The following is a 25871-nucleotide window of genomic DNA, read 5'->3' as shown; positions in this document are numbered from 1 at the left end:
CCGGCGCACGTCGGGCACTTCCTCACCTGGAGCGGCGCGGCCGGGTCTGGCAGCGGGGGCAGTATGTGTGGGAGCGTCCGCCCAGGACCTCGCGGAGCATGCTGGTCCCGCAGCGGCGGCAGTCCTGCCCCTGGCGCCCGTAGGCCCGAAGCTCACGGGCGAAGAAGCCGGAGGCGCCCTCGACGTCGACGTAGAGGGCGTCGAAGCTCGTGCCGCCGGCCTCCAGGGCCCGGCGCATGACCTCGGCCGTGGACTCAAGGATCCGGGCCACGCCCCGGGGACCGATCGCCGCCCCCGGCCTCAGACCGTGCACCCCGGCCTCCCACAGGCCCTCGTCGGCGTAGATGTTGCCGATGCCGGAGACGAGCCCCTGATCGAGCAAGAGGGTCTTGATGGCTCGTTTCGAGGCGCGCACCCGGGTAACGACCCCACCGGGACCGGTGCGCTCCAGGGAGGGATCGAGCAGGTCACGGGCGATGTGGGTGGCATCGGCCGGCAGCAGCGGTTCGGGGCTGCCCATGCCGCCGGGGGCTCCGTCGGCGGTGGGGACCAGGTCGACGACGTGCAGGCCACCGAGCATGCGCTGGTCGACCAGGTCGAGAACCGCGCCGTCGCCGGAGCCCGCCCCCGGGACGGGTCCTTCGCCGGCACTCGGGTCGGCGCTCGGATAGGTGCTGAGATGGAGCCGCACGCGCAGGTGGCGCGGCGAGGTCGAGATGTCCCGCACGTAGCGGGGCTGCTCGGTGGCGCTCAGGTCCACCGGGCGCCCTCCGTGCTGTGCACTCGGATCCGTCAGGAAGGCCGCGGCACTCACAGGCTCCGGATCCGGTTCGGAGGCGGCCGCGGTGGTGGTGCCGCGTACGAGCAGCTGGCCGCTCATACCCAGGTGGGCCGACAGGGCGCGGCCGTCATCCAGCGGCAGCCACAGGAACTTCCCCCGCCGGACGGCCGCGGTGACGGTGCGTCCGGTGATCCGGTCGACGAAGGCCTGTGCTCCCCCGTCCTGGCGGCGCAGGGGACGCGGGTCGAGGACCTCGACACCGGTGACCGTGCGTCCGACGACGTGCCGGGCGAGCCCGGCGCGCACGACCTCGACCTCTGAGAGCTCGGGCATCAGCTCTGCTGGGAGTGCTGGGAGTCCTGCTGAGTGAGCAGGTCAGCGCGCAGGGCCTCGTTGACGCCGGGCAGGTCCAGTCCGCCGTCACCCCGAGCGGCCAGGATGGCGGCGTAGGCGGCCTCGGCGGCGTCGTGCTCGGCGATCTTCTTCGAGGTACCCGTGCCCTGTCCCAGGATCTCGCCGTCGATGATGGCGCTGGCGGTGAAGATCCGCTGGTGGTCGGGGCCGGTGCCGGCCACCTCGTAGCCTGGGTTGCCGAGCTGGTGGGCGGCGGTGAGCTCCTGGAGGCTGGTCTTCCAGTCCAGTCCCGCGCCACGGGTACGGGCGGAGTCCAGGAAGCGCGAGACGAGCCGGGTGACGACCGTACGGGTCTCCTCCAGGCCGTGGGTGAGGTAGGTGGCGCCGATGAGGGCCTCGACCGTGTCGGACAGGATGGAGTCCTTGTCGCGCCCGCCCGATAGAGCCTCGCCCTTGCCGAGCTTGATGAACTCCCCCAGCCCCAGGTCGCGGGCGACGGCGGCCAGGGCCGGCTCGGAGACCGTGGCCGCGCGCATCTTGGCGAGCTGTCCCTCGGGGACGGCCGCGTGGGTGCGGTAGAGGTACTCGGTGACGATGATGCCCAGGACGGAGTCGCCCAGGAACTCGAGGCGCTCGTTGGTGGGCAGACCACCGTTCTCATGGGCGTAGGAGCGGTGGGTCAGGGCCAGGTCGAGCAGCTCGGCGTCAATGCTGGGACCCCAGCGGTAGACGAGCGCATCGGTGTCGGTGCGCGCGGGCGGGGCGCTGCGGCGCCGGGCCATCAGGGCCGACCCTCTTCGGAGTCCTCGTCCTGCTGGTCGGTCTCGGACTCCAGCAGGCCGGCCAGCGCGGACCAGCGCGGGTCGAGGACCTCGTGGTGGTGGTCGGCGGGCAGGTCCTCGAGCCGCTGCCCGCAGTCCGGGCACAGCCCGGGGCAGTCGGGGCGGCACAGGGGCTGGAACGGCAGTGTGGGCACCAGGGCGTCGCGCAGGGCCGGCTCGAGGTCCAAGGTGGTCTCCCCGACAGCGAGGAGCTCATCGGCCTCCTCGTCGCCCTCGGCCCGCTGGGTCTCTATGACCTCGGGGAAGAGGTAGAGCTCGTCGATCCTCACGGTGCGGTCCTCGTCGAGGTCGCGCAGGCAGCGCACGCACTCGCCGTGGACGTGGAGGTCGGCGTCGGCGTGGGCCAGGACGCCGTCGTCCATGGAGGTCAGGGTGACGTCAAGGACGAGGTCGCTGTCCTCGGGCACACCGATGACCTCGGTGCCCAGGTCGGCGGGGGCGGGGGTGCGGATCCGCAGGTTCTTGACCGAGCCGGTGGCTCGGGGCAGGTCGACGATGTCGACGACGAGTCCTGGCATGGTTGCCTCCACAACTGGTTGACCCCGCCGTCTGGAGACGGTGACCGTCGTCGGCGAGGTGATGGATGAGGTGTCTGGCGCGAGCGTACCCCGAGGTCCCGGTACCACCGGTTCAGCGGGCGGAGGGGTCCACGGACCAGCCGGAGCGACGGCGGACGGGCTCCTGGACCTCCACCTCCTGGTCCAGGCCGCCACCCAGGCGGCCGGCCAGGACCTCACGGCCGGCGCGGATCTGCTCGGCGACCTTGGCGACCTCGGCCTCCAGGGAGGCCAGGGTTCGGTCTGAGTACTCGTCCGCCCCGTGGCGCAGGGAGGTGGCCTTGTCCTCGGCAGCGGCCACGATGCTGTCGGCCCGGTCGTTGGCCATGCGCACGATGTTCTCCCCGGCCACCAGGCGCTCGGACTCCTCCTGGGCGTACTGGACAAGCCGCTCGGACTCGGCGCGTCCTTCGGCCAGGACGGCGTCGGCGTCGGCAACGATCTTCTCAGCTCGGTGGACGGCGGTGGGGACCGCGTCACGGGCCCGATCGATGAGTTGATGGGCGGTTTCCCGGTTGACGATCACGGACGCGCTCATGGGCATGGAACGTGCGTTGGTGATGAGCTCATCGAGCTCGTCGAGGATGCGCAGCAGGTCGTCTCCGGCATCGCGGCTGGTCGTCACGGTAGGTCCTCTCGTGTCTGGTCGGCGCCGACGAAGCGGCCTGGCTGGGTCCCGGTCGGGGTGGGTCCTGGAGAGTCGTTGGTCTGGCTGGACGGCCGGCTGATCTCGGTCAGTCGGGACTCCAGGGCACGGGCGACGGCGGGTGGAACGAGCGTGGAGACGTCCCGGCCGTAGCCGGCAACATCCTTGACGAGGGAGGAGGAGATGTGGACGTGGGCGGGAGAAGCGGTCAGGAAGACCGTCTCGGGGGCACCCAGGTCCCGATTGAGCAGCGCCATGGGCAGCTCGGCATCTAGGTCGCTGCCGTTGCGCAGCCCCTTGATGATGGCGGTCGCACCGCGCTGACGGCAGTAGTCGGCCAGCAGGCCGGGAACGAGGTCCACCTCGACACCGGGCAGGCGGGAGATGGAGGCCCTGGCCAGGGACAGGCGTTCCTCGACATCGAGCAGGTGGCGCCCGGCCTTGGTGGCGTTGTGGGCGATCCCGATGACGACGACGTCGAAGAGCGTGGTCGCGCGGGCGGCGATATCGACGTGCCCCAGAGTGAGGGGGTCGAAGCTTCCGGGGTAGACGGCCAGGCTCATGCGGCCACGCTACTGGCTGGGCGTGTCGCCGTGCGGGACGCGCGCCGCGCCGGTCTCCTTCAGGACCGGCGCAGGCCGACAGAGAGCATCTCCCCCGCTTTCGCGCTCCGCAGCACGCATCATCTCCCGAGCACGCTATCCGCCAGCATCCGGGAGCGGTGCACAGGCGCTGCTATATTCTTCTTGTGTCCACACGCGTGACCCTCAGTGACGTGGCTGACGCGGTCGGAGTCTCGTCTCAGACCGTCTCTCGCGTGCTCAACAACCACCCGTCGGTCCGCCCCGAGACGCGACAGAAGGTACTAGCCGCCGTCCGAGCGCTGGGTTACGAGCCGAACCTCGCCGCCCGTTCACTGGCCTCAGGATCCTCCGGCGCTGTGGGGATTCTGCTGACCGCCGGGCTGTCGCACGGCATGGCCTCCACCTTCTCCGCGATTGCCCGGGCTGTTCGTGAGCGTGGTGGCACCTTCGTCCTTGCCACCGCCGACGGCAGCGACTCGGAATCTGTGAGACAAGCACTCGCTCACCTGCACGGCCACCGCGTGGCCGCCACCGTTGTCCTCGCCCAACGCGCCGATGTCCTCGCCGTACTGTCCTCCCAACGACGCCCCGGCCCCATCGTTGCGATCATCTCCGGCCAGTACGACTTCTCCACGCTGTCGACCGTCTCCATCAACCAGGCCCTGGGAGCCAGACTGGCGACGGAGCACCTCCTCTCCCAGGGCCGAACGCGGCCACTCCATGTCACTGGGGATCTGTCCTGGCAGGACGCCTCTGAGCGACTCGCCGCCTACCAGTCGGTCTGCGCCGAGGCAGGGGTTCCTGGTCGTTGGGTGGGCACAGACGCCTGGACAGGAGAAGCGGGAGCCAAGGTTGCTCGACGCCTGCTCGACAGCAGCCTGCCAGATGCCATCTTTGCCGGTAACGACGACATCGCCCTGGGACTGTGTCACGAGCTCCTCGCCGCCGGCGTGAGGATCCCCGACGACGTCGCCGTCATCGGCTTCGATGACATCCCTCTGGCGCGTTGGGCCACTCCGTCGTTGTCCAGTATCACGCAGGACTTCGACGCCTTGGGACGAGTTGCGCTGCGCCTGTCCGACGAGCTCGTGGAGGGCGGCACCCCTCGCAGCGTCACCTTGACCCCGCAACTGGTGGTTCGGGACTCCACGCCCAGTCGGTCCCGGGTGACGTCGTCATGAGTGAGGGTGGAGGCTCCCCGTGCTCCAGGCAGCCCCCACCCGTGTGAGCAGGGTCGGACAGTGCGGATCCCCTCGACGTCAACCTGCTCAGACCGAGCGCTCAGGCCGCAGACGAGGCGACCGTCACGGTATCCTCGTGGTCCGCGCGCAGCGTGTAGAACCCGTAGGCGGCGACGATACTCAGGCAGACACCCACCGTCACGTAGGAGAATGCCGCTGAGGTACGGTCCATGACCCACCCTTGAACCAGTGGCATTGTGGCTCCACCGATGATAGACATCACCAGACCAGCAGCTCCGAACTTGGTGTCCTCGCCCAGCCCCTTGAGGGCCTCGCCGTAGATGGTTGGGAACAGCAGCGAGATACTGGCCGACATCAGGGCCACCGCGACAGCTCCAGCGATATTGACGCTCACCATGGCGAACAGTGATAGCCCGACGCCGAACAGGCACATGATGATCATAAGTTTGCGAGCATCGAATCGCCCCATGAGCCCGACCATGAGAAAACGGAAGACCAGGAACACCAGCAGACTCGCCTGCAGCCAGTATCCGGCGACCTTGTCCGACACCCCTAGGGCATCTGTGACGTAGTGAAGGGTGAAGGTCCAGATACAGGTTTGAGCCGCAATGTTGAAGTACTGAGCAACAACCCCGAAGCTGTAGCGCTTGTTACCCAGCAGGCGCCTGAGCCGCCCCTCCGATGGGGCCGGCTGCCCCGTGGAGACCACAGGCGTCTCAGTAACCTTGACGAAGGCGATCGACACCGCCAGAGCGATATAGAACAGACTGAGTGCCACGAAGGGTCCCATGACGGCCTGCAGCTCGGAAGAGCGGGTGGAGAGCAGCTCGGCCTCACTCATGGACGCCCGCTGCTCCGCCGTTGCGGGACTGATGTGGGGCAGGATGAGCGTCGCCGCGATCAGTACCCCGAGGTTGGAGCCGATGGGATTGAAGGCCTGAGCGAAGTTAAGGCGCCGAGTGGCGTTGTGTTCTGGTCCCATCGACATGACGAAGGGGTTGGCACTCGTCTCGAGAATGGACAGCCCTGAGGCTAGGGTGAACAGCGCGGCCAGGAACATCGAGTAGGTCATCACGTGGGAGGCCGGGATGAACAGGAGTCCTCCCGCAGCGGCCAGGCCGAGGCCGATGAGGACCCCACCCTTATATCCCAGACGGCTGTTGATGAAGGCGGCAGGAATCGCCAGACAGAAGTAGGCGCCGTAGTAGGCGGACTGCACCAAGGAGGACTGGACGTTGTTCATGGAGAACACCGAGCGGAAGACCTTGACCAGTGGTGCGGTCATGTCCCCAGCCATTCCCCACGCTGCGAAGCAAGAGACGAGGAGGATGAAGGGGACGAGCATGCCGGGGTACAGGAACCCTCGATTGGATGGGGCCTTCTGGACGAGGTCCGCCTCAGCCACGGAGTCTTGGACCACAGTCATCACAGCACGCCCTTCTTGAGGATGAGGTTCCCGTACAGGGCGGTCTCCCCGGTGACGACGACGGCGTAGACGCTCGGGGTGTAGTCGTAGAAGGCCATGCGCTCGATCGTCTTCACGCTCACAGGACCGGCGTCCTTCTCCGCCTCGTTCCAGATCTGCTCGTAGACGTCCCACACCGGAGGCCGAGGGTCGTCGCCCACTGTCTCCATGAGGGCCACCTGGTAGCTGCTGTACCGGTCCAGAGGCATGAGGGTGAGGATGGATGTGAGCAGGTCGGGGATACCCAGACCATCTGCTCGCACCGTGGTGGGGTGGAGGTGGTGCCCGGGGAAGTTGGCATCGGCCAGGAGGATCTCATCCCCATGGCCCATCTCGAGCAGGATCTTGACAAGGTCGGGGGACAGGTTGGCGGGAATGTTGCGGAGCATCGTTGCTCCTTTCATGAGGTGTGTGTTCGGATTGATGATCGGTTTCAGTCGATGAGGCCATTGGTCAGCCGGCGGTGACGTTGAGCAGCCGCTCCCGCATGGCGTCGAAAGTGCTGGGGTCCACGATGGAGTCGGAGGGCTCGACGTCGACCAGGCGGACGCTGCGGCGCAGCACCTCGCCGCGTGAATCCGGGTCGACGGTGCCGGTGGCCTCGAGCTGGGCGAGGATGTTGCCCAGGGCGCTGGCCTCCGGTGTGCCCACGACGACGCGCCGGTTGCAGGCCGCCGCCGTCATCGCCGGAAGGAGGCTGTTACGCGCCCCGCCCCCCACCAGGTGGATCGGCGAAGCTGGGTCCAGCAGGTCGCCGACGACGTTCTGCAGCCCCTGGGCGTAGGCGGCGTGCGCGCAGGCGAGAGACTCGAGGATGAGCCGGACGGTCTGCGCAGGCCCCTCGGGGGCCACCTTGTAGTGGTCGCGGCACCATTGGGCGATCTTGCCCGGCATATCCCCGGGAGTGGCGAAGAGGGCGTCATCGGGGTCGATCACCACGCCGAGCGAGGCGCACTCCCCCGCCGCCTTGACCAGCGCCCCGGTGTCGGGCTCGTTCCAGGAGCGCTGGCACTCCTGGAGCAGCCAGAACCCGGTGAGGTTGCGCAGGAGCCGGATACCGCCGTCGGTACGGACCTCGTTGGTCAGTCCGGAACGCAGCGTCGCCTCGTCCAGGACCGGATCGGGAACGGTGACCCCGATGAGGCTCCAAGATCCTGAGGAGATGAACAGGTGCACGTCGTCGTTCGCCAGCCCGAGTGCGTGGACAGCGCAGGCGGTGTCATGTCCGCCGGGGCGCACGATGGTGATCCCCTCCGGCGTCTTGCCGGCCACGGTGGCGTCGTCGACGAGCGGGGGCATCCACCGCTCGGGGATTCCGGCGGCCTCCAGCACGTGCGCGGACCAGCATTGCGCCCCGGGCGAGGCGAGCCCGGTGGTCGAGGCGATCGCCCGCCCCGCCTCGGCCGGGGCACCGAGCAGGTACGACACCAGGTCGGGCAGCGGCAGGACGCGGTCGACCCGATCAACGAGGCCGGGCTCCTCCCTCAAGTCCGCGTAGAGCTGGTAGACCGTGTTGATCTGCTGGGGCAGGATGCCGGTCTCCCGCCAGGCCGCCTCCGGGGAGATGGCCCGATCCAGGTCCGCGGCCCACCGGGCCATGCGCCCGTCGCGATAGGCCCGAGGAGCGCGCAGCAGAGCGCCCTGAGCATCAAGGAGGCCGTAGTCGACGCCCCAGGTGTCGATGCCGATGGAGTCGGGAGCCCGCCCCAGGCGCTCGGTCGCCTCGACGATGCTCCGACGAGCACCGTCCATGATGCGCTCGAGGTCCCAGGTAAGGGTGCCGTGGTCATCCACCACCTGGTGGTGAAGCCGGAAGACCTCCTCAGTGCTGATGGCTCCCTGACGGTAGCTTCCCAGAACCGCTCGTACGGAGCTGGATCCGAGATCGAGTGCGAGTGCGTGGTGCTCGTCGGTGCTCGTCATGACACGGTCCTTCAGCGGTAGAGCGGCCCGAAGGTGGCGCAGGCCCTGAAGTCGGCGCTCTCGGGCTCAGCGGTGCCGAAGGGCACCCACGCCTTGGGGCGCAGGATCCTCTCGCGCTCGACGTTGTGCATGTAGACGGGGATGCGCAGCATCGAGGCCAGGGTGATGAGGTCGGCGCCGAAGTGTCCGTAGCCCGTGGCCGTGTGGTTGGCGCCCCAGTTGGCCATCCAGTCGTAGACGGAGGTGAAGGCGCCCTGTCCGGTCAGCCGCGGAACGAAGAAGGTCGTCGGCCAGGTCGGGTCGGTGCGGTTGACGATCTGGTCGCGCACGTCGTCGGGCAGCTCCACGGTCCAGCCCTCGGAGATCTGGAGGACCGGGCCCTGGCCGGCCACGAAGTTGAGTCGGGTCGCGGTCACGGGCATGCCGCCGGCGGTGGTGAAGTGGGTGGAGAACCCGCCTCCGGGGAAGTACTCGCGGGTGGCGGCGTGGAAGGTGGAGGCCTTCAGGTCCGCCTCGATGTCCGCCTCGGTGATCTCCCACCAGTGCTTGATGATCGGGTTGCCCTCGGCGTCCTTCTCCTCGCCGGTGGCGTTGAGGGTCGTCGCCCCGGAGTTGCGCAGGTCGATGAACCCGTGCTCAGCGCGCCCCTCGAGCCTGTACCCGGTGACCCGCTCAACGGCCTCGGGGCTCCAGTAGGTGCGCACATCGCTGAAGAGCTGGGGGCGGTGGGTCAGGACGGAGTTGAAGAGCATGGCGACGGCGTTGCCGGCGTCGCCCTCCGTGGCGAAGACCTTCTCGGGCCGCTTGCCGTTCCAGTCGAAGGTGGTGTTGAGGAAGGTCTCGAGGATGTCGCCGTTGGGCTTGTAGTCCGTCCACTGGCGCTGCCCCTGGAAGCCGGCCGCGATGGCGTCGTGGCCGTCGGCCTCCTCGACGAAGCCGAGCTCGGCCAGGGCGGGGTTGCCCTCCATGAGGTCGCGGCCGATGAGGAGCATCTTGATGCAGTAGTCGAACTGCTCGTCGTACTCCTCCTGAGTGAAGCGGTTGGCCTCGGGGTTGCGGTTCTGCCCGATGGTGAGGTGCTCGCGGGCCCAGGCCAGTGCGGTCTCGTACTCCTTGTGGTCGTAGATGCCGTTGGCGATGCGGCGGTCGATCTCGATCATGTCGATGTACTCGGCGCGCATTCCCAGGTAGTCGACGAAGAACTGCTCGGGGACGCGGCAGCCCGCGATCCCCATCGAGACGGTCCCGATCGAGAGGTAGCTGCGTCCCTTCATGAGGCCGACCCCCAGGGCTGCGCGAGCGTAGCGCAGGATGTTCTCGACGACGTCGTCGGTCAGGCCGGAGTCGTCGGCGTCCTGGACGTCGTGGCCGTAGATGCCGAAGCAGGGGATGCCCAGCATGTTGTAGGCGGCGGCCGCGGCGGCCAGGGTCACGGCCCCGGGGCGCTCGGTGCCGTTGAAGCCCCAGATGGCGTGCGGGATCGAGGGGTCGAGGTCGAGGACCTCGGTGATGTAGTTCCAGGAGGCGGTGACGGTCAGGTCGGCGCACACGTTCTCGGTGCGGAACTGCTCCTTGCAGCGGTTGGCCTCTGCCACTCCCCCGATCGCGGTCTCGGAGACGACGCAGCGCACCGGGCTGCCATCGGGGTAGGTCAGGTGGGTGGAGATGAGCTCGGCGACATCCTTGGCCAGCTGAGCGGTCTTGTCCTCGAGGGACTCCCTCACGCCACGACGGCGGCCGTCGATGAGTGGGCGGATTCCGATGGCGGGGTAGGACGCAGTGGGCATGACAGGTTCCTTTCACTGGGCGACGATGACCAGGACCCACAGGAATGTGAGCGCAAACAAATCATGACCCCAACCACTCGGTAGTGTCAAGCATGAAAACAAAAAAGCGTAACCATAGACATGAGAGCGCAAACATGAAATGATGCGCGGGTACCATTTCAGACGCAACGGGGCGCGCTGCGGTACGTCCCGAGGAAAGAGCCCATGATGCTTCTCCACGACGCCCGCCAGCAGATCACCGAGGCCTGCTTCCACCTCGCCGACGACGGCCTGGTCGTCGGCACCGCCGGCAACCTGTCCGTCAGGGAGGGCGACCTGGTCGCCATCACTCCCTCGGGGCTGCCCTACCAGGACATGCGCCCCGACCTGGTCGCCGTGGTCGACTACGCCACGGGCAAGCAGGTCGAGGGTCCCCTCAAGCCCGCCAGTGAGCTGGACCTGCACCTGACCGCGCTGCGGGCGACCGGCCAGATGTCGGTGGTGCACACCCACTCCTACGCGGCCACCACCGTCGCCAGCCTCGAGGGCGTCAGCGCGCTTCCGGCCGTGCACTACTACATCTGCATGTTCGGCGGCAGCGACGTGCGGGTGGCGGACTACGCGATCTACGGGTCCCCCGAGCTGGCGGCCAACGTTGAACGGGCCCTCGAGGGGCGTACGGCGGCCCTCATGAGCAACCACGGCTCGGTGGTCACCGGCCCGGACCTGGCCGCCACCTACGTCCTGGCCCAGGAACTGGAGTGGGTCTGCGAGCTCTACCTGCGCACGCGTGCCGTGGGAACCCCCAAGATCCTCTCCGACGAGCAGATCGAGGCGGTGGACTGCAAGATCCGGGACACCGGTTACGGCCAGCACGCCCCGGCCCAGGAGGACTGACCGATCCCGCGAAGGATGCTCGAGATGCGCCCTGGGGCCGGGGCCTCACGTATGGTTCGGACCATGACAAGGATCGTGGCCGGAACCGTGGGCGGGCGCAGGATCGAGGTGCCCCGGTCCGGGACGCGCCCCACCTCCGAGCGAGTGCGAGAGGCCCTCTTCGCCCGGCTGGACCACTACGGGGTGCTCGACAGCGCCCGGGTGGTGGACCTGTGTGCGGGCTCGGGCGCCCTGGGTCTGGAGGCGGCGAGCCGAGGAGCCGGCGACGTCACGCTCGTGGACTCCTCGCGCGCGGCCACCGACACCTGCCTGCGCAATATCCGGGCGCTGGGCCTACGCGGGGTCCGGGCGGTGACAGCGAAGGCGGCCATCTTCCTGGCCGGCGCGGCGGGAGCGCCGGTGGACCTGGTGCTGCTCGACCCGCCCTACGAGCTGAGCGAGGAGGGACTGACTGCGATCCTCACCCCTCTGGCCCGCGGCGAGGACCCATGGCTGACCGCGAGCGCCGTTGTCGTCGTCGAGCGCTCGACGCGCTCACCGGAGCCCACCTGGCCGGAGGGGATGAGACGCTTCGCGGACAAGCGGTACGGGGAGACCACGATCTGGTTCGCCGAGCTGGCCACTGAGTCCGTCGAGCCGGCTTGAGCCCGGTCCATCATGCTCTTTCGAGGAAGGCCTGGGACTCCTCATCGAGGCGCTCGACGATCGTCGACGCCAGGGCCCGGTGCTCGCGCAGCTGTGGATCGGCGGCCACGATCCGCTCGGCCTCGCGCCTCACGGTTGCGATAAGACGCGCATCGCGGGTCACGCGAAGCAGGTCCAGGCCGGAGGCGCGCCCCGACTGCGAGGCCCCCAGGACATCGCCCTCGCTGCGCAGGTCGAGGTCGGCCTCGGCCAGGGCGAAGCCGTCCATGGTTGAGGCGAAGGCCTTGAGCCGGTGGAAGGCGGTGGATCCGACCTCCACGCCGGTGACCGCCACGCAGACCGACTCACGGTCCCCGCGTCCGACCCGGCCGCGCAGCTGGTGGAGCTGAGACAGACCAAAACGGTCGGCGTCCAGGATGACCATCATGGAGGCCTCGGGCACATCCACCCCCACCTCGATGACGGTGGTGGACACCAGGACCGGGGTGGCTCCGGAGGCGAAGCCCGCCATGGCGGCGGCCTTGTCCTCGCTGCTCATGCGCCCGGTGAGGACTGCGATGTCGATGCCCTCCAGGGCCGGCTCGGCGTCCAGTCGTTGCCTCCACTCCTCGACGGCGGCCAGCGGGCGGTCGGGGCGCGGGCCGGACTCCTCGAGCTCGAGCAGGTCCACGGCCCGATCGGTGTCGGCGTCGGAGGCCACCGCAGCCTCTTCCTGGGGCTCATCGTCACCGACCTCGATCCGTGGGCAGACAACGTAGACACGTCCCCCGGCGGCGACCTCCTTCGCGGCGCGCCGCCAGATGCCCTCCACCCAGGAGGTGCGCGACCAGGGGACCAGGTGCGTGCGGACGGGGCTGCGCCCGGCGGGAAGCTCGTCCAGGACGGAGGTCGCCAGGTCGCCGAAGACCGTCATGGCGATGGTGCGTGGGATCGGGGTGGCGGTCATGACCAGCAGGTGGGGGGTGTGGCGCTGGCCGGTGTCCGGGTCGGTGACGCCGCCGCGCTCGCGCAGGGCGTCGCGCTGGGCGACGCCGAAGCGATGCTGCTCGTCAACGACGACCAGTCCCAGGAAGGGGATCTGCACCGTATCCGACAGCAGGGCGTGGGTCCCCACGACGATGGCCGGCTCGCCGGCGGCCAGGTCGGCCAGGATCTGACGGCGCTGGACGGCCGAGGTGGAGCCGGTCAACAGGTGGACCCGGGTGGAACGCTCGGCGCTACCGAGCGTCCCGGAGCGGCCCAGGGGGCCGAGAAGCATCTCGAGGGAGGCCCGGTGCTGGGCCGCAAGCACCTCGGTGGGGGCCAGCAGGGCCGCCTGACCGCCACCGCCTACCACCTGGAGCATGGCGCGCAGGGCCACAAGGGTCTTGCCGCTGCCCACGTCGCCCTGGAGGAGGCGCTGCATGGGGACGGTGCGGGTCAGGTCGGCGGCGATCTCCCGGCCGACACGTACCTGTCCGGCGGTGAGGTTGTAGGGCAGGGCCGCGTCGAGGTCGGCTCTCAGGGTGCCGGTCTCCTGCGGCTCGGGCCAGGCCACCGCGGTGCGGGTGGCCTCGTGATGGGCCCGGCGCTGGGCCAGGGCCACCTGGAGGATGAGGGCCTCCTCGTGGCGAAGCCGGCTCCGGGCGGCCTTCCACTGCTGGGCGTCGTCGGGCCGGTGCACCCAGCGGTAGGCGGTGTAGGCGTCGATCAGACCGGCCGCGCGCCGCAGGTCATCGGGCAGGGGGTCGGGGACGTCGTCGGGCCCCACCTGGTCCAGGACGGTCCGCACCGCCTTGCCCACCGACCAGGAGGGGAGGGCCTCCGTGCCTGGGTAGATGGGCATGGGACGGGCCAGGAGGGCCTCGCGCTCGTCCTCGTCGAGATCGTCGAGGACGTACAGGCGCGGGTTGGACAGCTGCTTGCGTCCGCGGTGGATCCCGACCTTGCCGCTCATGAGGACGGTGGTTCCTGGGGCCAGCTGGGCGGCACGGGCGCGCATCTGGCCCGCCGCGCCGAACTGGACGACGTCCATGGTCGAGACGCCGTCGGTGACGGTGGCCTCCATGAGGGCCGGCGCCCGGCCGGAGCGGGTGCGCCGGGAGGAGGCTCGGACGATCTGGGCTTGGACGGTGGCCTGCTCGTCCTTGGACAGCGTGCGCATATCGGTCAGGTCCCCCCAGGTGTCGTAGCGCCGAGGCAGGAGGCGCAGCAGGTCGCCGCCGGTCTCCACTCCCTGCTTGGCGAGCTGGGCGGCGGTGCGCCTGCCCAGGAGCCGGCTCAGGGGGCGCTGCAGGATGCCGACGCTGCCGGGACGCGGCGCGCGGGTTGAGCGATCTGGCGAGCTGGGCACGGTCCCCACCCTATGACGAAGACGCCGCAGATCCCTTCACAACCCGGTCCGGTCACCACCGCCCGGTAGCCGATCAGTGTGGCGATTCAGTGGTGATATGGCCATCCGACGGCTACTCGATGGCGATGAGGACGTCGGGGCGCTCCTGCCCTCCGGCGTGGACGGCGACCTCGACGTCCTCGCCGACCACCTGTCCTCGGACTCCCACCGCCGCGCTGGCTGCCAGGGCACCGACGTCGCGCCCGGCGTTGCGGCCGATGATGACGGTGAGGAGCTCGTCGGAGGGGCGCAGCGCCGCGGCTACGGCCCGGGCCACGGCATCGGCGTCGGCCTGGGCGCCGTTGAGGGCGAAGGTGCGCAGGCCCGCGGCGGAGCTCCAGGCGCGACGGGCCAGGTCAGCCAGCTCGGCATCCTCGCTCCGGCCCGCCAGCGCGACAGTGGCCGCCAGGACCCGGGCCTCGTCGTCGGTGTCGCACACGAGGAGCTGGATGCCCTGGGAGGATTGCCGGCCCGACTGCGTTCCGGCCTGGGCGGTCTCACGCGCGCTGCCACCTGCACCCCTCGAGGCCCCGACCGGGGGACGGACGGTGGAGACGGCGGACCGGGCCGCCAGGAAGCGGGCGGCGTCGTGGGCCGCCTCGGTGCAGGCGGCGTCGCAGGGCAGCACGATGACCTGCGAGGAGCCTAGGTCCGCGGCAGCACGGGCGATTCCCTCCCGATCGGGATGGAGGACGACCGCGGCGTCGGAGCGGGCAAGCTGCTCGATGAGCCCCGGAGCGCGGGTGCAGGCGATGACGCCGACCCCGGCCTGCCGGGAGCGCTTGGTCAGGCGTTGTCCCTCTGCCGGGGCGGGGCGCAGCGCGGACGCCTGGGAGGGGTGCATGCGCACCGACTTGGCCTTGCGCTCGGCCCGTCGGGCGGCCAGGCGCTCGAAGGAGACCACGTGACCGGTGGGGTCGGAGCCGATCGGCCCCCATGGGGAGGGAGGCTCGTCGGTGGAGGTCACCAGGGCGGTGGGGTGGAGGTGGTGGATGCAGATCTGGCGGGCGCGACCCACGCGAGGCAGGACGGCGCGCGGGGTGTCGGTGTGGACGTGGACCTGGTAGAGCCCCACGCCCAGGGCATCCGGGGTACCGACGACGCCCACGGAGTCACCGATGTGCTCCAGGTCCCGGCGCAGCTGCCCGGCCTGGACCGCGGTCGCCTCCAGCAGGTACATGACCTCGAACTCGCCGGTGGACATGCCCAGGGGATCGGGGCCGACGCCGTGGGGCACCCCGCCCTCTGCCAGGTCGGCGAGCATCTGGCGGGCGACGGCCGTGTAGGGAGCGTGCTCATCAGCGTCCCGGTGCCCTTGGCGCAGCTCCGGCGCCTCATCCGCCCCGCTGCCGGCGTCCTGGATCGCATCGATGGTGTCCGACAGGCAGGTGAGCAGCAGCATGAAGGCGGCGCCCCCGGCATCCACCGGGCCGTGCCCCAGACCGGCGGTCTCCACGACGGACTCCTGGGAGCCGAAGGCCGCCGCAGCGGCGATGGCGCTCAGGGTCGCCGGCGAGCTGGCGGTCGCCTCCTCCAGAGCGGCCCGAGCGGCCGTGGCAGCGTCCCTGGCCACGGACAGCAGGGTTCCCGTCACCGGGCGGGAGACCGCGGCCCAGGTGGTGTCGGCCATGGCCTCGTAGGCGTGGACGAGCTCGACCGGCCGCAGGCCGTTGGGATCGGGCGTGTCGGCGCAGACGTCGGCGAAGGCTGCCAGTGCCTGGGAGACCAGCAGTCCCGAGTTACCGCGAGCACCGCGGACGGCACCGTCCGCCGCCGCGCGGGCCACCTGGGCGGCATCCGCGGCTCGGCCAAGGCGGTGGAGAGCGTCGGAGGCCGAGCGCAGGGTGAGCAGGACATTGGTTCCCGTGTCGGCGTCCGGAACGGGAAAGACGTTGAGGACGTCAACGAGGTCTCGGGTCTGATCGGCGACGATCTCAGCCAGTGCGATCCAGCGTCGCACTGCGGCTCCCCGCAGCACCTGGGCCTCAGGGACAGGGGGAGCGGGGCGGTGTCCTTGTGACTGCGCCATAGTTCGCCTCCCCTGCGTCCTGGCTGCGACCACCACACCATGTGTCTCACGCTGCGAACACCTTCTGTTTCACTGCATGACCTGCATATGTGCTGGCGTTCAGCGAGCCTGGTTCACGGCTGGGCCGAGCCTGTGGGCTGATATATGGTTTCAGGGTACCTGCCCAGCCACATTCCTCCCACCGGAGCGAAGGTGCCGCGGAATATCCCGTTCTGGACGCCGGCAGAGCCGATTGGGCACCCGAACCACTGACACGCTGGTCAGACCGCTTAACACGGCACCCGGTTGGGGCAAGCATTCGCCACTTGGTGAGATCCGGCACGTTTGCAACCTAACGATCGTAGGTTTCCTCTCATCGGCTCACCCCGACGTGTGCCCGAACCCACGCCTCCGCCGCTTGGGAGGCGGTCATGGGGTCCGCTATTGTGTTCGGGTTGCCCAGCGATCTGCGCCTGGGCGGTAAGACCTGGCGCCAGGCATCGGCCTGAGCGTTGAAGCATTGAAGATCAGGAGTGAGACCGTGGCTGCTGTGTGCGACGTTTGCGGCAAGGGCCCCATCTTCGGCAAGAACGTCTCGCACTCCCACGTGCGGACCAACCGCCGGTGGAACCCCAACATCCAGCGTGTGCGTGCTCTCGTGGGCGGCGCCCCCAAGCGCCTCAACGTGTGCACGTCCTGCCTCAAGGCCGGCAAGGTGACGCGCAACATCTGAGCGCGCCACCTCGAGTCCTTCGAGCACGAGGCCGCCACTGCGCACCCGCAGTCGGCGGCCTTTGTCGTGCTCAGTTCCTGCTGGGGAGGCAGAGGCTCAGGTTCCCGCGAAGTGGTCCCACCCGGCCCGTTCCTGGGCCGGCTCTCCTGCCAGGAGGACACCCGGCCGGTTGCCCAGGGCGTGGGCCTGCGGGTCATGAGGATCAAGCACACGACCGATCACCCTGGCACCCGCCGGGAGACTTCCTGAGGCATCGGCCGCGATGGTGGCGAGCATCCCATGGTCCTCTCCCCCGTTGAGCAGCCAGTTGCGAGCCAGGGCCCGTGCAGCAGGTCCGTGACCGACCACGAGTCCAGCGACCGGTTCGAGGACAGACAGCTCGGGCAGGTCGTCCGGATCATTCAGGTCGATGACGACACCGCTGGCCCGGGCGATCCGTCCGGCGTCGCGCAGCAGGCCGTCCGAGACATCCATCATGGACGTGGCTCCGGCGTCGGCCAGGGCGGGGCCGGCCGCCAGCGCGGGCACGGGGGCGCGGAATGCGGCCAGGCAGGCCTGGGCCTGCGGCAGCTCCCGATGCTGCTCCGCCATGACCTGCTCACCGGCGCTGAGCAGGGCGAGTCCGGCCGCGCTGCGCCCCAGGTCTCCGGCGTGGACGACGAGGTCGCCGGGGCGGGCACCGCTGCGCAGCACCGGCGTCCTGCCCTCGAGGTCACCCAGGACCGTGACGGCCACGACCAACGAGTCGCCAGCACTGAGGTCACCGCCGACGACACCGGCCCCACAGGACTCACAGCCCTGAGCCAGCCCCAGGGCGAGGTCCCGCACCCAGCTCACCGGCGTGGTCGGCGGCATGACGAGGCCGACGACGAGGGCGACCGGTCGGGCTCCCATGGCTGCGGCGTCGGCGAGGTTCTGGGCTGCGGCCCTTGCGCCGACGTCGCGGCCCGTGGACCACTCGGTGCGGAAGTGGTGCCCCTCAACCAGGACGTCAGTGCTCACCGCCGTGCGCGCATCGGGGAAGGACAGGACCGCGCAGTCGTCCCCGGTTCCGACCGGCGCCTGCGTAGCACGCGGCAGGAGAGGCGTGATGATGGCGAGAAGCTCCTCCTCGCTGAGGTCACCGACCCTCTGGACGCCAGGGTCGGGTCTGGGAGACTCAGCGATTGACATCGGTGGGGCGGGACAGGGCCAGCTCAATGAGCTCGGAGACCAGGTCGGTGTACTCCAGGCCGGAGACCTGCCACATGTAGGGGTACATGGAGAAGGGGGTGAAGCCGGGCATCGTGTTGATCTCATTGACCACCGCCTCGCCGGAATCGGTGAGGAAGAAGTCGACTCGGGCCAGGCCCTCGCAGCCGACGGCCTCGAAGGCCCGTGCGGCGGTGTCCATGATGAGGGACCTCTCCTCGGGGCCGATGCGCGCCGGGCAGACCATGGCGACGGCGTCGTGGGCCAGGTACTTGGTTTCGAAGTCGTAGAACTCACCGGCGCCCTGGGAGGTATCCATGGCGATCTCGCCGGGCTCGGCCACGCGGGGGGCGTCGTCGTCACGGCCCTCAAGGACGGCGACCTCGACCTCGCGTCCGACGATGCCGGTCTCCACGAGGACCTTGGGGTCGACGGCACGGGCCGCCTCAATGGCGCCGGGCAGGTCCTCGGGGCGCTCGACCTTGCTGATGCCCAGGGAGGAGCCGGCGCGAGCGGGCTTGACGAACAGGGGGTAGCTCAGGGACCGGCAGGCCTCCAGGATCGCCTCAGGATCCCGCTTCCAGGCGTGGGGGCCGACGACGACGTACGGCGCCGTGGCGATGCCGGCTGCGCCCAGGAGCACCTTGGTGACCTGCTTGTCCATGCCCGCGGCACTGGCCAGTACCCCGCAGCCGACGTAGGGCACGCCCATCATCTCCAGCATTCCCTGAATGGTTCCGTCCTCCCCGTAGGGCCCGTGCAGCAGCGGCAGGACGACGTCGACCTGGCCGAGCACCTGGGGGCCCGTGGGTGCGGCCACCGTGAGGTCGCCGCCTCCCAGCGGGGCGGTGAGGGTCCCCCGCCCCAGCCCGTCCGTGGTGATCCGCACCGGCGGTCGGCTGTCGCTGAGCTCGAGGGCGGCGGGGTCGTCATCGACAAGCACCCACTGCCCCTCGGGGGTGATGCCGACGGGAAGGACCTCGTAGCGATCACGGTCGATGGCCGACAGGACCCCGGCGGCGGTAGCGCAGGAGATCGTGTGCTCACCGCTGCGGCCGCCGAAGACGACGGCGACACGCACTTTGGAGTTGTCAGGACTGGGAACGGAGGGGCCGGTTTCCTGGAGGTCTGTCATAGGTCCCACGCTACCGCGCAAGGCCCCTTATCCTGTTAACACACAGAGATATCAGAACAAAGCGGGCGCCCACGTGCGCCCCGTGGAAGTGAGGCAACGATGCACCACCGCTCCGTCACACCGCTCACCCTGATGCTCAGTGCAGTCTTGACACTGGGCGCCTGCTCACTGAGCACGTCATCCTCCTCCGCCTCCTCCACGCCCTCGGCCTCCACTGCCGGCAGCGGGGCCGGGGCACAGGGAGCGGCGTCGAATGCGACGGGTGCGGCGGTGCCCACCCACCCGCACCAGAACAGCTCGGACGCTCCGGACTGGGGTACCGGCTCCCAGGGACAGCAGGCAGCCGAGGGCAGTACCCTCACGGTCGCCGATGTCAGGGTCGGCAACCACCCGGAGGAGGGCTACAGCCGGTTCGTGGTGGAGTTCGACGGCCAGGGGACGCCCGGCTGGAGCCAGCCGCAGTGGAACATCCCGGCCTCCACCATGGGCAAGGGCGACCCGATCGAGGTTGAGGGCGAGCACACGATGGTGATCCGGGGCAGCGGCGTGGCCAGCGTTCCCCCGGACGGGCAGAGGGTCAGCGGCCACCGGCAGATCGAGCTCGACAACTCCACCACCGATGACCGGAGCATCGACTCGGCCTATATCGACCCCGGCTTCGAGGGAGAGTTCCAGGTGGTGCTGGGCACCGACTCCCAGACCTACCGAGTCTTCAGCCTCTCCAGTCCCACGCGCCTGGTCGTCGACATCGCCCACGACTGAGCGCCGGCCCGGCGTCAGACCGGGCGCCCGCTGTCCGCAGGGCGGCCCGACAGCGCCCCGGCTACGTCTGAGACGGGGCCGCGTGCACGCCCTCGGCCTTGCGGGGGCGGGCCAGCAGCGCATCCGTCACCTGGGCGACGCTGGCAGCGCCCTCAACGACGGTGACGACTCCGGCGGTGATCGGCATGTCCACGCCGTGGGCCCGGGCCAGTTCGAGGACGGCGCGGGCGGACTTGGCGCCCTCGGCCACGCCCCGGGATGCGGCAGCGGCCTCGGCCACGCTCATCCCCTCACCGAGGTGGCGGCCGAAGGTCTGGTTGCGGCTCAGGGGCGAGGAGCAGGTGGCCACCAGGTCCCCCATGCCCGCCAGTCCGGAGAAGGTCTCGGGGCGGGCGCCGAGCTTCAGGCCCAGGCGGGTGATCTCCACCAGTCCCCGGGTGATGATCGTGGCTTTGGAATTGTCCCCCAGACCCCGGCCCGAGGCGGCGCCGACGGCCAGGGCGATGACATTCTTGACCGCCCCGCACAGCTCGACGCCCAGGACATCGGTATTCGTGTAAGGGCGGAAGGTGCCGGTGGCGCACATGGCGGCGATCCGGGCAGCGACCTGCTCGTCGTCGGCGGCCACCACGGTGGCGGTGGGCTGGCCCGCGGCGATCTCGTCGGCGAGGTTGGGCCCGGAGACGACGACGACGCGGGAGCGGTCGATGTCCAGGACCTCGGCCAGGACCTCGCTCATCCGCAGCCCGGTTCCCAGCTCGACCCCCTTCATGAGGGAGACGGCCACGGCGTCGTGGGCCAGAGCGCCGCGGGCGGGCTCCAGGACCCTCCGGGCCTCCTGGGAGGGGACGGCCACCACGACGACGCCCGCCCCCTCGACGGCTTCGCCCAGGCCGGTGGTGGCTGTCACGCCCGACGGCAGGCGGTGACCGGGAACGTAGCGCTCATTGGTGCCGGCGTTGATCTCATCGGCGATCTCCTGACGCCTGGCCCAGACCGTCGTCGGGGTACCGGCCTGGGCCAGGAGGCTCGCAAAGGTGGTGCCCCAGGCGCCCGAGCCGATGACGGCCGCGCGCCGTACTGACTCCATGCTCACTCCAGTGCCCACCGCGCTGTCCGTTCCGCTCACTGCTCGTTCTCCCCCGCCACTTCGGGCTGCTCGGTCCCCCCAGGCGCCTCAGGGCCGGCCGCCCGACCGTCGACCTCGGGCAGCGGATCGGGACGTCGCACACCGATCCTGCCCTTGCCCGGATCACCGTCGTAGTGCATGTCGAAGGGACGGGGGGCCTTCTCTCCCCTGAGCCCCTCCACCAGGGCGGTGATGGCCCGCATGATCTCCCCGGTGCAGGCACGCACGGTCTCGCGGTCCTGGATGTCCTGCCCGAAGCGGGACAGGTCCATGAGCTCGCCGATGGTGACGCGCACATCCTTGCGCGGGAAGGGCCGGAAGGAGCGACCGTAGGTGTCCAGGATCTCGTGGGCTCCCCACTGCCCCATGGGCAGAACAGGCGCCCCGCTGGTCATGGCCAGCCGGGCCGCTCCGGTCTTGGCAACCATCGGCCACTTGAGGGGGTCACGGGAGAGCGTGCCCTCGGGGAAGATCATGATGGCCCCGCCGTCGGCCAGGACGTCACTGGCGGCCTTGAGAGCCGTGGCCGCGTTCTGGGTACCCCGCTGCACCGGGATCTGGCCGCCGGCACGCAGGATGGAGCCGAGGACTGGCACCTTGAACAGGGTGGACTTGGCCAGGGAGTAGACGGGGACATCGGCGTCCACCAGCGCGCGCATGGCCGTGAGCGAGTCAAGGTCGGTCAGGTGGTTGGCCACAGCGATGAAGCCGCCCTGACGGGGGATGTTCTCCAGGCCGGTCACCTTCTGCCGGGAAACCATCTTGAGGAACGGGATGATCGCCCCGCGCGCGGCGAAGCGGTAGAACGGAGTCATAGGGCGTGTTGCAGGCACGGGTGAACTCTATCCGCTCTCATAGCTGGGCGAGGTTCTCCGGGCCGTACCCGAGTCCCACTCGCGCACCCCGACATCGCCCACACGCGGCCGACCGGGTCGGGATCTCGATCAGGCCAGGCGGGTGACGGCGGCGTTGAGGGACTCCAGCTTGGACATGAAGTGCTCGTAGCCGCGATCGATGAGGTTGACGCCCTCGACCCGGCTGGTGCCCTCGGCGGTCAGGGCCGCGATGAGGTGGGAGAAGCCGCCGCGCAGGTCGGGCACGACGATGTCGGCCCCGGTCAGGGGCGTGGGTCCGGAGACGACCGCGGAGTGGTAGAAGTTGCGCTGCCCGAAGCGGCACTCGGTCCCGCCCAGGCACTCGCGGTAGACCTGGATGGTGGCGCCCATCTTGCGCAGCGCGCCGGTGAATCCGAAGCGGTTCTCGTAGACGGTCTCGTGGACGATGGACAGGCCCTGGGCCTGTGTGAGCGCCACGACGAGGGGCTGCTGCCAGTCGGTCATGAAGCCGGGGTGGACGTTGGTCTCCACCACGATCGAGTTCAGGTCCCCGCCGAGGTGGTAGAAGCGGATGCCCTCGTCAGTGACGTCGAAGGCGCCCCCCACCTTGCGGAAGGTGTTGAGGAAGGTGGTCATGTGGCTCTGGTGGGCGCCACGCACGAACACGTCGCCGCGAGTGGCCAGGGCGGCCGAGGCCCATGAGGCGGCTTCGATGCGGTCGGGCAGGGCCGAGTGGGTGTAGCCGCACAGCTCGTCGACGCCCTCGACATGGATGGTGCGGTCGGTGTCCACCGAGATGATGGCGCCCATCTTCTGCAGGACGTCGACGAGGTCCATGATCTCCGGCTCGACGGCGGCGTTGCGCAGCTCGGTCAGTCCGTGAGCGCGCACGGCGGTGAGCAGGGTCTGCTCGGTGGCACCGACTGAGGGATAGGGCAGCTCGATGACCGTGCCGTTGAGGCCGGCGGGGGCGGTCAACCGGATGCCCTGGGCCTGCTTGTCGACGGTGGCGCCGAACTGGCGCAGGATCTCCAGGTGGAAGTCGATGGGGCGGTCGCCGATACGGCACCCACCCAGGTCGGGGATGAAGGCCTCCCCCAGGCGATGCAGGAGCGGGCCGCAGAACAGGATCGGGATCCGGGAGGATCCGGCGTGCGCGTCGATGTCGGCCATGTGCGCGGACTCGACCTTGGAGGAGTCCAGCTGAAGGACGCCCTCGCGCTGGTCGTAGTCGATGCTCACGCCGTGCAGGCTCAGCAGCCCTGAGACCACGTCGACGTCCCGGATGAGGGGAACGTTGCGCAGAACCGAGGGGGACGATCCCAGCAGGGCCGCCACCATCGCCTTGGGAACCAGGTTCTTGGCTCCGCGGACGGTGATCTCACCAGTCAGCGGGCGACCACCCTCGACCTGGAGCAGACCGTCGACCATGCGCACCTCCATGACGTCATCTGGGCATGCCGTACGCGTGAGCCGGGTACCCATCCTCACGCGGGTGCGCGAGGCCGTCCCAGCATAAGCGCAGCGGAGGGGCTCCCAGTGCCGTTTTCAGGCCCGTATCAGGTGGCCTTCGACTCACAGTAAGTCCCGATCAATATCCGACGACGCCGCACCAAACCCGATGAAAGCCGATGAATACGGCCGGGACCTGCCCCAACTCGGCCGCCCCAGCCGCCCTTAAGGCCGGGGCATGTCCGCAGCCCGGGCCGGGACAACCTCCTGGGCGGGCAGGTGCTTGGCCGGCTGGGTACGCGGCTTGAAGGCGGGCCGAGCCTCCTCGTAGTCGCGGATGGCGTCCTCCTGGGTGAGGGTCAGGGAGATGTCGTCGAGTCCCTCCATGAGGATCCAGCGCACATAGTCGTCGATGGAGAAGGTGCAGCGGAAGGATCCGACCTCGACCGTGCGGTTCTCCAGGTCCACCGTCACCTCGGTGCCCGGTTCGGTCTCGAGGATCTTCCACAGCTGCTCGCAGTCCTCCTGGGACACGACCCCGGCCACCAGCCCCTGCTTGCCCGCGTTGCCGCGGAAGATGTCGGCGAACCGGGGGGCGAGCACCACCTTGAACCCGTAGTCCTTGAGAGCCCACACGGCGTGCTCGCGCGAGGAGCCCGTGCCGAAGTCGGGTCCCGCCACGAGCACGGAGGCCCGCTTGTAGGCCTCCTGGTTGAGGATGAAGTCGGGCTCACCGGCCCGCCAGGAGGCGAACAGTGCGTCGTCGAAGCCCGTGCGCGTGATGCGCTTGAGGTAGACCGCCGGGATGATCTGGTCGGTGTCAACGGCGCTGCGCCGCAGCGGGGCGCCAATACCCGTGTGCCGGATGAACTTGTCCACAGCCTCTTTCAGCTCCTTGCCTTACGTCTCTTCGTCTTCCTGCGCAGCGCCCGGCCCCTACAGGACCGTCATCGGAGGAATGGTGGCCGCGGGCTGCGGTACCGGCGGAACCACCGTGACCACCGGGATGTCACCGGCGCCCGGGCCTTGACCGTCAGCATCACCAAGAGCGTCGACGCCCTCGGAGTCGGCAGGGCGCGGAGGCAGGTCGCCCGGAGCCGACAGGGCCCCGCGCACGGCGGTCGCTGCGGCCACGACGGGCGAGACGAGGTGGGTGCGTCCCCCTTTGCCCTGACGCCCCTCGAAGTTACGGTTGGAGGTGGAGGCGGCGCGCTCCCCGGCCGAGAGCTTGTCCGGGTTCATGGCCAGGCACATGGAGCAGCCGGCGTTGCGCCACTCGGCCCCGAAGCTCTTGAAGACCTGGTCCAGTCCCTCGGCCTCGGCCTGCAGGCGCACCCGGGCGGAGGCCGGCACCACGAGCATGCGCAGCCCCTCGGCCTTCTTGCGTCCGCGCACCACCTCGGCGGCGGCCCGCAGGTCCTCGATACGGCCGTTGGTGCACGAGCCGATGAAGACGGTGTCCACCTTGATGTCGCGCAGAGGCGTTCCTGGAGCGAGGTCCATGTACTCCAGGGCGCGCTCGGCGGCGAGCCGCTCGGTGGCGTCGGCGATGTCCTCGGGGTCGGGGACCGTGGCGGACAACGGCAGACCCTGCCCGGGGTTGGTGCCCCAGGTGACGAAGGGCTCGATGTCCTTGGCCTCGAGGACCACCTCGGTGTCGAAGACGGCGTCGGGGTCGGTGCGCAGGCTGGACCAGTACTCCACGGCCGCGTCCCAGTCCTCGCCGACCGGCGCGTGGGGACGGTCGGCGAGGTAGTCGAAGGTGATCTGGTCGGGGGCGATCATGCCGGCCCGCGCCCCGCCCTCGATGCTCATGTTGCAGATCGTCATGCGGGCCTCCATCGAGAGCTGCTCGATAGCGCGGCCGCGGTACTCGATGACGTGGCCCTGAGCTCCATTGGTGCCGATCTTGGCGATGATGGCCAGGATGATGTCCTTGGCCCCGCTGCCCGAGGGCAGGTCGCCGTCAATGGTGACACTCATCGTCTTGAAGGGGGCGATGGGCAGGGTCTGGGTGGCCAGGACGTGCTCGACCTGGGAGGTGCCGATGCCGAAGGCGAGGGCCCCGAAGGCGCCGTGGGTGGAGGTGTGGGAGTCGCCGCAGACCACGGTCATGCCGGGCTGGGTCAGGCCCAGCTGCGGGCCGACGGCGTGGACGATTCCCTGGTCGGCATCGCCCAGCGGGTGGAGGCGCACCCCGAACTCGGCGCAGTTGGCGCGCAGGGTCTCGATCTGGGCGCGGCTGGTGACGTCGGCGATCGGCAGATCGATGTCGAGGGTGGGGGTGTTGTGGTCCTCGGTGGCGATGGTCAGGTCGGTGCGGCGGACCGTGCGTCCAGCCAGACGCAGTCCCTCGAAGGCCTGGGGACTGGTGACCTCGTGAACCAGGTGAAGGTCGATGTACAGCAGGTCAGGCGCACCGTCAGTACCCTTGGACACCACATGATCACGCCAGACCTTCTCGGCGAGAGTCATTCCCATCGACTTCATCCTCTCAGAAACAGCTGATCGCGACCGCGCCGGGCTCACGGGCGTCACCGCTGCCCCGCACAGACCACGAGAGGCGGCCGCGCCACTCCTGAGGTCGCCGAC

At 69.6% G+C, this 25871-nt stretch carries 23 protein-coding genes; 5 read left to right on the top strand and 18 right to left on the bottom strand.

What is annotated here, in order from left to right:
* Positions 1-22 precede the first annotated feature (22 nt).
* The 5 genes from mutM to coaD form a co-directional block, all read right to left on the bottom strand.
* On the bottom strand, positions 23-1114 hold the full coding sequence (mutM, locus tag BQ8008_RS03190; protein WP_108832772.1) for a bifunctional DNA-formamidopyrimidine glycosylase/DNA-(apurinic or apyrimidinic site) lyase: 1092 nt from the start codon (positions 1112-1114) through the stop codon (positions 23-25).
* A complete protein-coding gene (gene rnc, locus BQ8008_RS03185; RefSeq protein WP_108832771.1) occupies positions 1114-1917 on the bottom strand; it encodes a ribonuclease III in 804 nt (267 codons plus the stop codon). Before rnc ends, mutM begins: the two co-directional genes overlap by 1 nt.
* Entirely contained in the window at positions 1917-2495 is a 579-nt protein-coding gene (locus tag BQ8008_RS03180; protein ID WP_108832770.1) for a YceD family protein, read from the bottom strand. The genes rnc and BQ8008_RS03180 overlap by 1 nt, the downstream gene beginning before the upstream one ends.
* Positions 2496-2607: 112 nt before the next feature.
* Complete coding sequence (locus BQ8008_RS03175) at positions 2608-3159, bottom strand: ATPase (protein ID WP_108832769.1); 552 nt, start codon at positions 3157-3159, stop codon at positions 2608-2610.
* A complete protein-coding gene (gene coaD, locus BQ8008_RS03170) occupies positions 3156-3743 on the bottom strand; it encodes a pantetheine-phosphate adenylyltransferase (RefSeq protein WP_108832768.1) in 588 nt (195 codons plus the stop codon). The genes BQ8008_RS03175 and coaD overlap by 4 nt, the downstream gene beginning before the upstream one ends.
* A gap of 185 nt (positions 3744-3928) precedes the next feature.
* On the opposite strand from coaD, the gene BQ8008_RS03165 reads away from it, so the two are divergent.
* On the top strand, positions 3929-4945 hold the full coding sequence (locus BQ8008_RS03165; protein ID WP_108832767.1) for a LacI family DNA-binding transcriptional regulator: 1017 nt from the start codon (positions 3929-3931) through the stop codon (positions 4943-4945).
* A gap of 100 nt (positions 4946-5045) precedes the next feature.
* On the opposite strand, the gene fucP is transcribed toward BQ8008_RS03165, so the two are convergent.
* The 4 genes from fucP to BQ8008_RS03145 form a co-directional block, all read right to left on the bottom strand.
* Positions 5046-6392, bottom strand: coding sequence for an L-fucose:H+ symporter permease (fucP, locus tag BQ8008_RS03160; protein WP_108832766.1), 1347 nt, complete (start codon positions 6390-6392; stop codon positions 5046-5048).
* Positions 6392-6820, bottom strand: coding sequence for an RbsD/FucU family protein (locus BQ8008_RS03155; RefSeq protein ID WP_108832765.1), 429 nt, complete (start codon positions 6818-6820; stop codon positions 6392-6394). Before BQ8008_RS03155 ends, fucP begins: the two co-directional genes overlap by 1 nt.
* 64 nt (positions 6821-6884) lie before the next feature.
* Positions 6885-8354: a rhamnulokinase gene (locus BQ8008_RS03150; RefSeq protein ID WP_108832764.1), complete on the bottom strand. Its 1470-nt coding sequence runs from the start codon at positions 8352-8354 to the stop codon at positions 6885-6887.
* An 11-nt stretch (positions 8355-8365) separates the two neighbouring features.
* Complete coding sequence (locus BQ8008_RS03145; protein ID WP_108832763.1) at positions 8366-10141, bottom strand: L-fucose isomerase; 1776 nt, start codon at positions 10139-10141, stop codon at positions 8366-8368.
* 207 nt (positions 10142-10348) lie between these two features.
* Between BQ8008_RS03145 and BQ8008_RS03140 the strand changes: the two genes are divergently transcribed.
* Together BQ8008_RS03140 and rsmD are read left to right on the top strand one after the other, a co-directional pair.
* A complete protein-coding gene (locus tag BQ8008_RS03140) occupies positions 10349-11017 on the top strand; it encodes a class II aldolase/adducin family protein (protein ID WP_108834614.1) in 669 nt (222 codons plus the stop codon).
* Between the two features lie 63 nt (positions 11018-11080).
* Entirely contained in the window at positions 11081-11662 is a 582-nt protein-coding gene (gene rsmD, locus BQ8008_RS03135) for a 16S rRNA (guanine(966)-N(2))-methyltransferase RsmD (RefSeq protein WP_108834612.1), read from the top strand.
* Between the two features lie 10 nt (positions 11663-11672).
* Here rsmD and BQ8008_RS03130 read toward each other — a convergent pair whose 3' ends face one another.
* Entirely contained in the window at positions 11673-13925 is a 2253-nt protein-coding gene (locus tag BQ8008_RS03130; protein ID WP_108834610.1) for an ATP-dependent DNA helicase RecG, read from the bottom strand.
* Between the two features lie 181 nt (positions 13926-14106).
* Entirely contained in the window at positions 14107-16062 is a 1956-nt protein-coding gene (locus BQ8008_RS03125; protein ID WP_108832762.1) for a DAK2 domain-containing protein, read from the bottom strand.
* Between the two features lie 520 nt (positions 16063-16582).
* Here BQ8008_RS03125 and rpmB point away from each other — a divergent pair.
* Positions 16583-16774: a 50S ribosomal protein L28 gene (gene rpmB / locus BQ8008_RS03120; RefSeq protein WP_108832761.1), complete on the top strand. Its 192-nt coding sequence runs from the start codon at positions 16583-16585 to the stop codon at positions 16772-16774.
* 96 nt (positions 16775-16870) lie between these two features.
* On the opposite strand, the gene BQ8008_RS03115 is transcribed toward rpmB, so the two are convergent.
* Together BQ8008_RS03115 and BQ8008_RS03110 are read right to left on the bottom strand one after the other, a co-directional pair.
* Positions 16871-17947 carry a thiamine-phosphate kinase gene (locus tag BQ8008_RS03115; protein ID WP_108832760.1) on the bottom strand — a complete coding sequence of 359 codons (1077 nt, stop codon included), beginning with the start codon at positions 17945-17947 and terminating at the stop codon, positions 16871-16873.
* Positions 17934-19100, bottom strand: a complete 1167-nt coding sequence (locus BQ8008_RS03110; protein WP_108832759.1) for a D-alanine--D-alanine ligase family protein — start codon at positions 19098-19100, stop codon at positions 17934-17936. Before BQ8008_RS03110 ends, BQ8008_RS03115 begins: the two co-directional genes overlap by 14 nt.
* A gap of 99 nt (positions 19101-19199) precedes the next feature.
* On the opposite strand from BQ8008_RS03110, the gene BQ8008_RS03105 reads away from it, so the two are divergent.
* Positions 19200-19862, top strand: coding sequence for an AMIN-like domain-containing (lipo)protein (locus BQ8008_RS03105; protein WP_108832758.1), 663 nt, complete (start codon positions 19200-19202; stop codon positions 19860-19862).
* Between the two features lie 61 nt (positions 19863-19923).
* Here BQ8008_RS03105 and BQ8008_RS03100 read toward each other — a convergent pair whose 3' ends face one another.
* From BQ8008_RS03100 to leuC, 5 genes are all read right to left on the bottom strand, one after another.
* Positions 19924-20952 carry an NAD(P)H-dependent glycerol-3-phosphate dehydrogenase gene (locus tag BQ8008_RS03100; RefSeq protein ID WP_108832757.1) on the bottom strand — a complete coding sequence of 343 codons (1029 nt, stop codon included), beginning with the start codon at positions 20950-20952 and terminating at the stop codon, positions 19924-19926.
* A 35-nt stretch (positions 20953-20987) separates the two neighbouring features.
* The gene (locus BQ8008_RS03095; protein ID WP_108832756.1) at positions 20988-21806 is read right to left on the bottom strand and encodes a lysophospholipid acyltransferase family protein; all 819 of its coding nucleotides are present in this window, start codon (positions 21804-21806) and stop codon (positions 20988-20990) included.
* A 129-nt stretch (positions 21807-21935) separates the two neighbouring features.
* Positions 21936-23258, bottom strand: coding sequence for a UDP-N-acetylglucosamine 1-carboxyvinyltransferase (gene murA, locus BQ8008_RS03090; RefSeq protein WP_108834608.1), 1323 nt, complete (start codon positions 23256-23258; stop codon positions 21936-21938).
* A 246-nt stretch (positions 23259-23504) separates the two neighbouring features.
* Positions 23505-24158, bottom strand: coding sequence for a 3-isopropylmalate dehydratase small subunit (gene leuD, locus BQ8008_RS03085; protein WP_108832755.1), 654 nt, complete (start codon positions 24156-24158; stop codon positions 23505-23507).
* 57 nt (positions 24159-24215) lie between these two features.
* A complete protein-coding gene (gene leuC, locus BQ8008_RS03080; protein ID WP_108832754.1) occupies positions 24216-25760 on the bottom strand; it encodes a 3-isopropylmalate dehydratase large subunit in 1545 nt (514 codons plus the stop codon).
* Positions 25761-25871 lie beyond the last annotated feature (111 nt).

The sequence above is a fragment of the Actinomyces sp. Marseille-P3109 genome, from assembly GCF_900323545.1.
Classification (GTDB): Bacteria; Actinomycetota; Actinomycetes; order Actinomycetales; family Actinomycetaceae; genus Actinomyces.
This window is presented reverse-complemented; position numbering and strand designations above follow the sequence as displayed.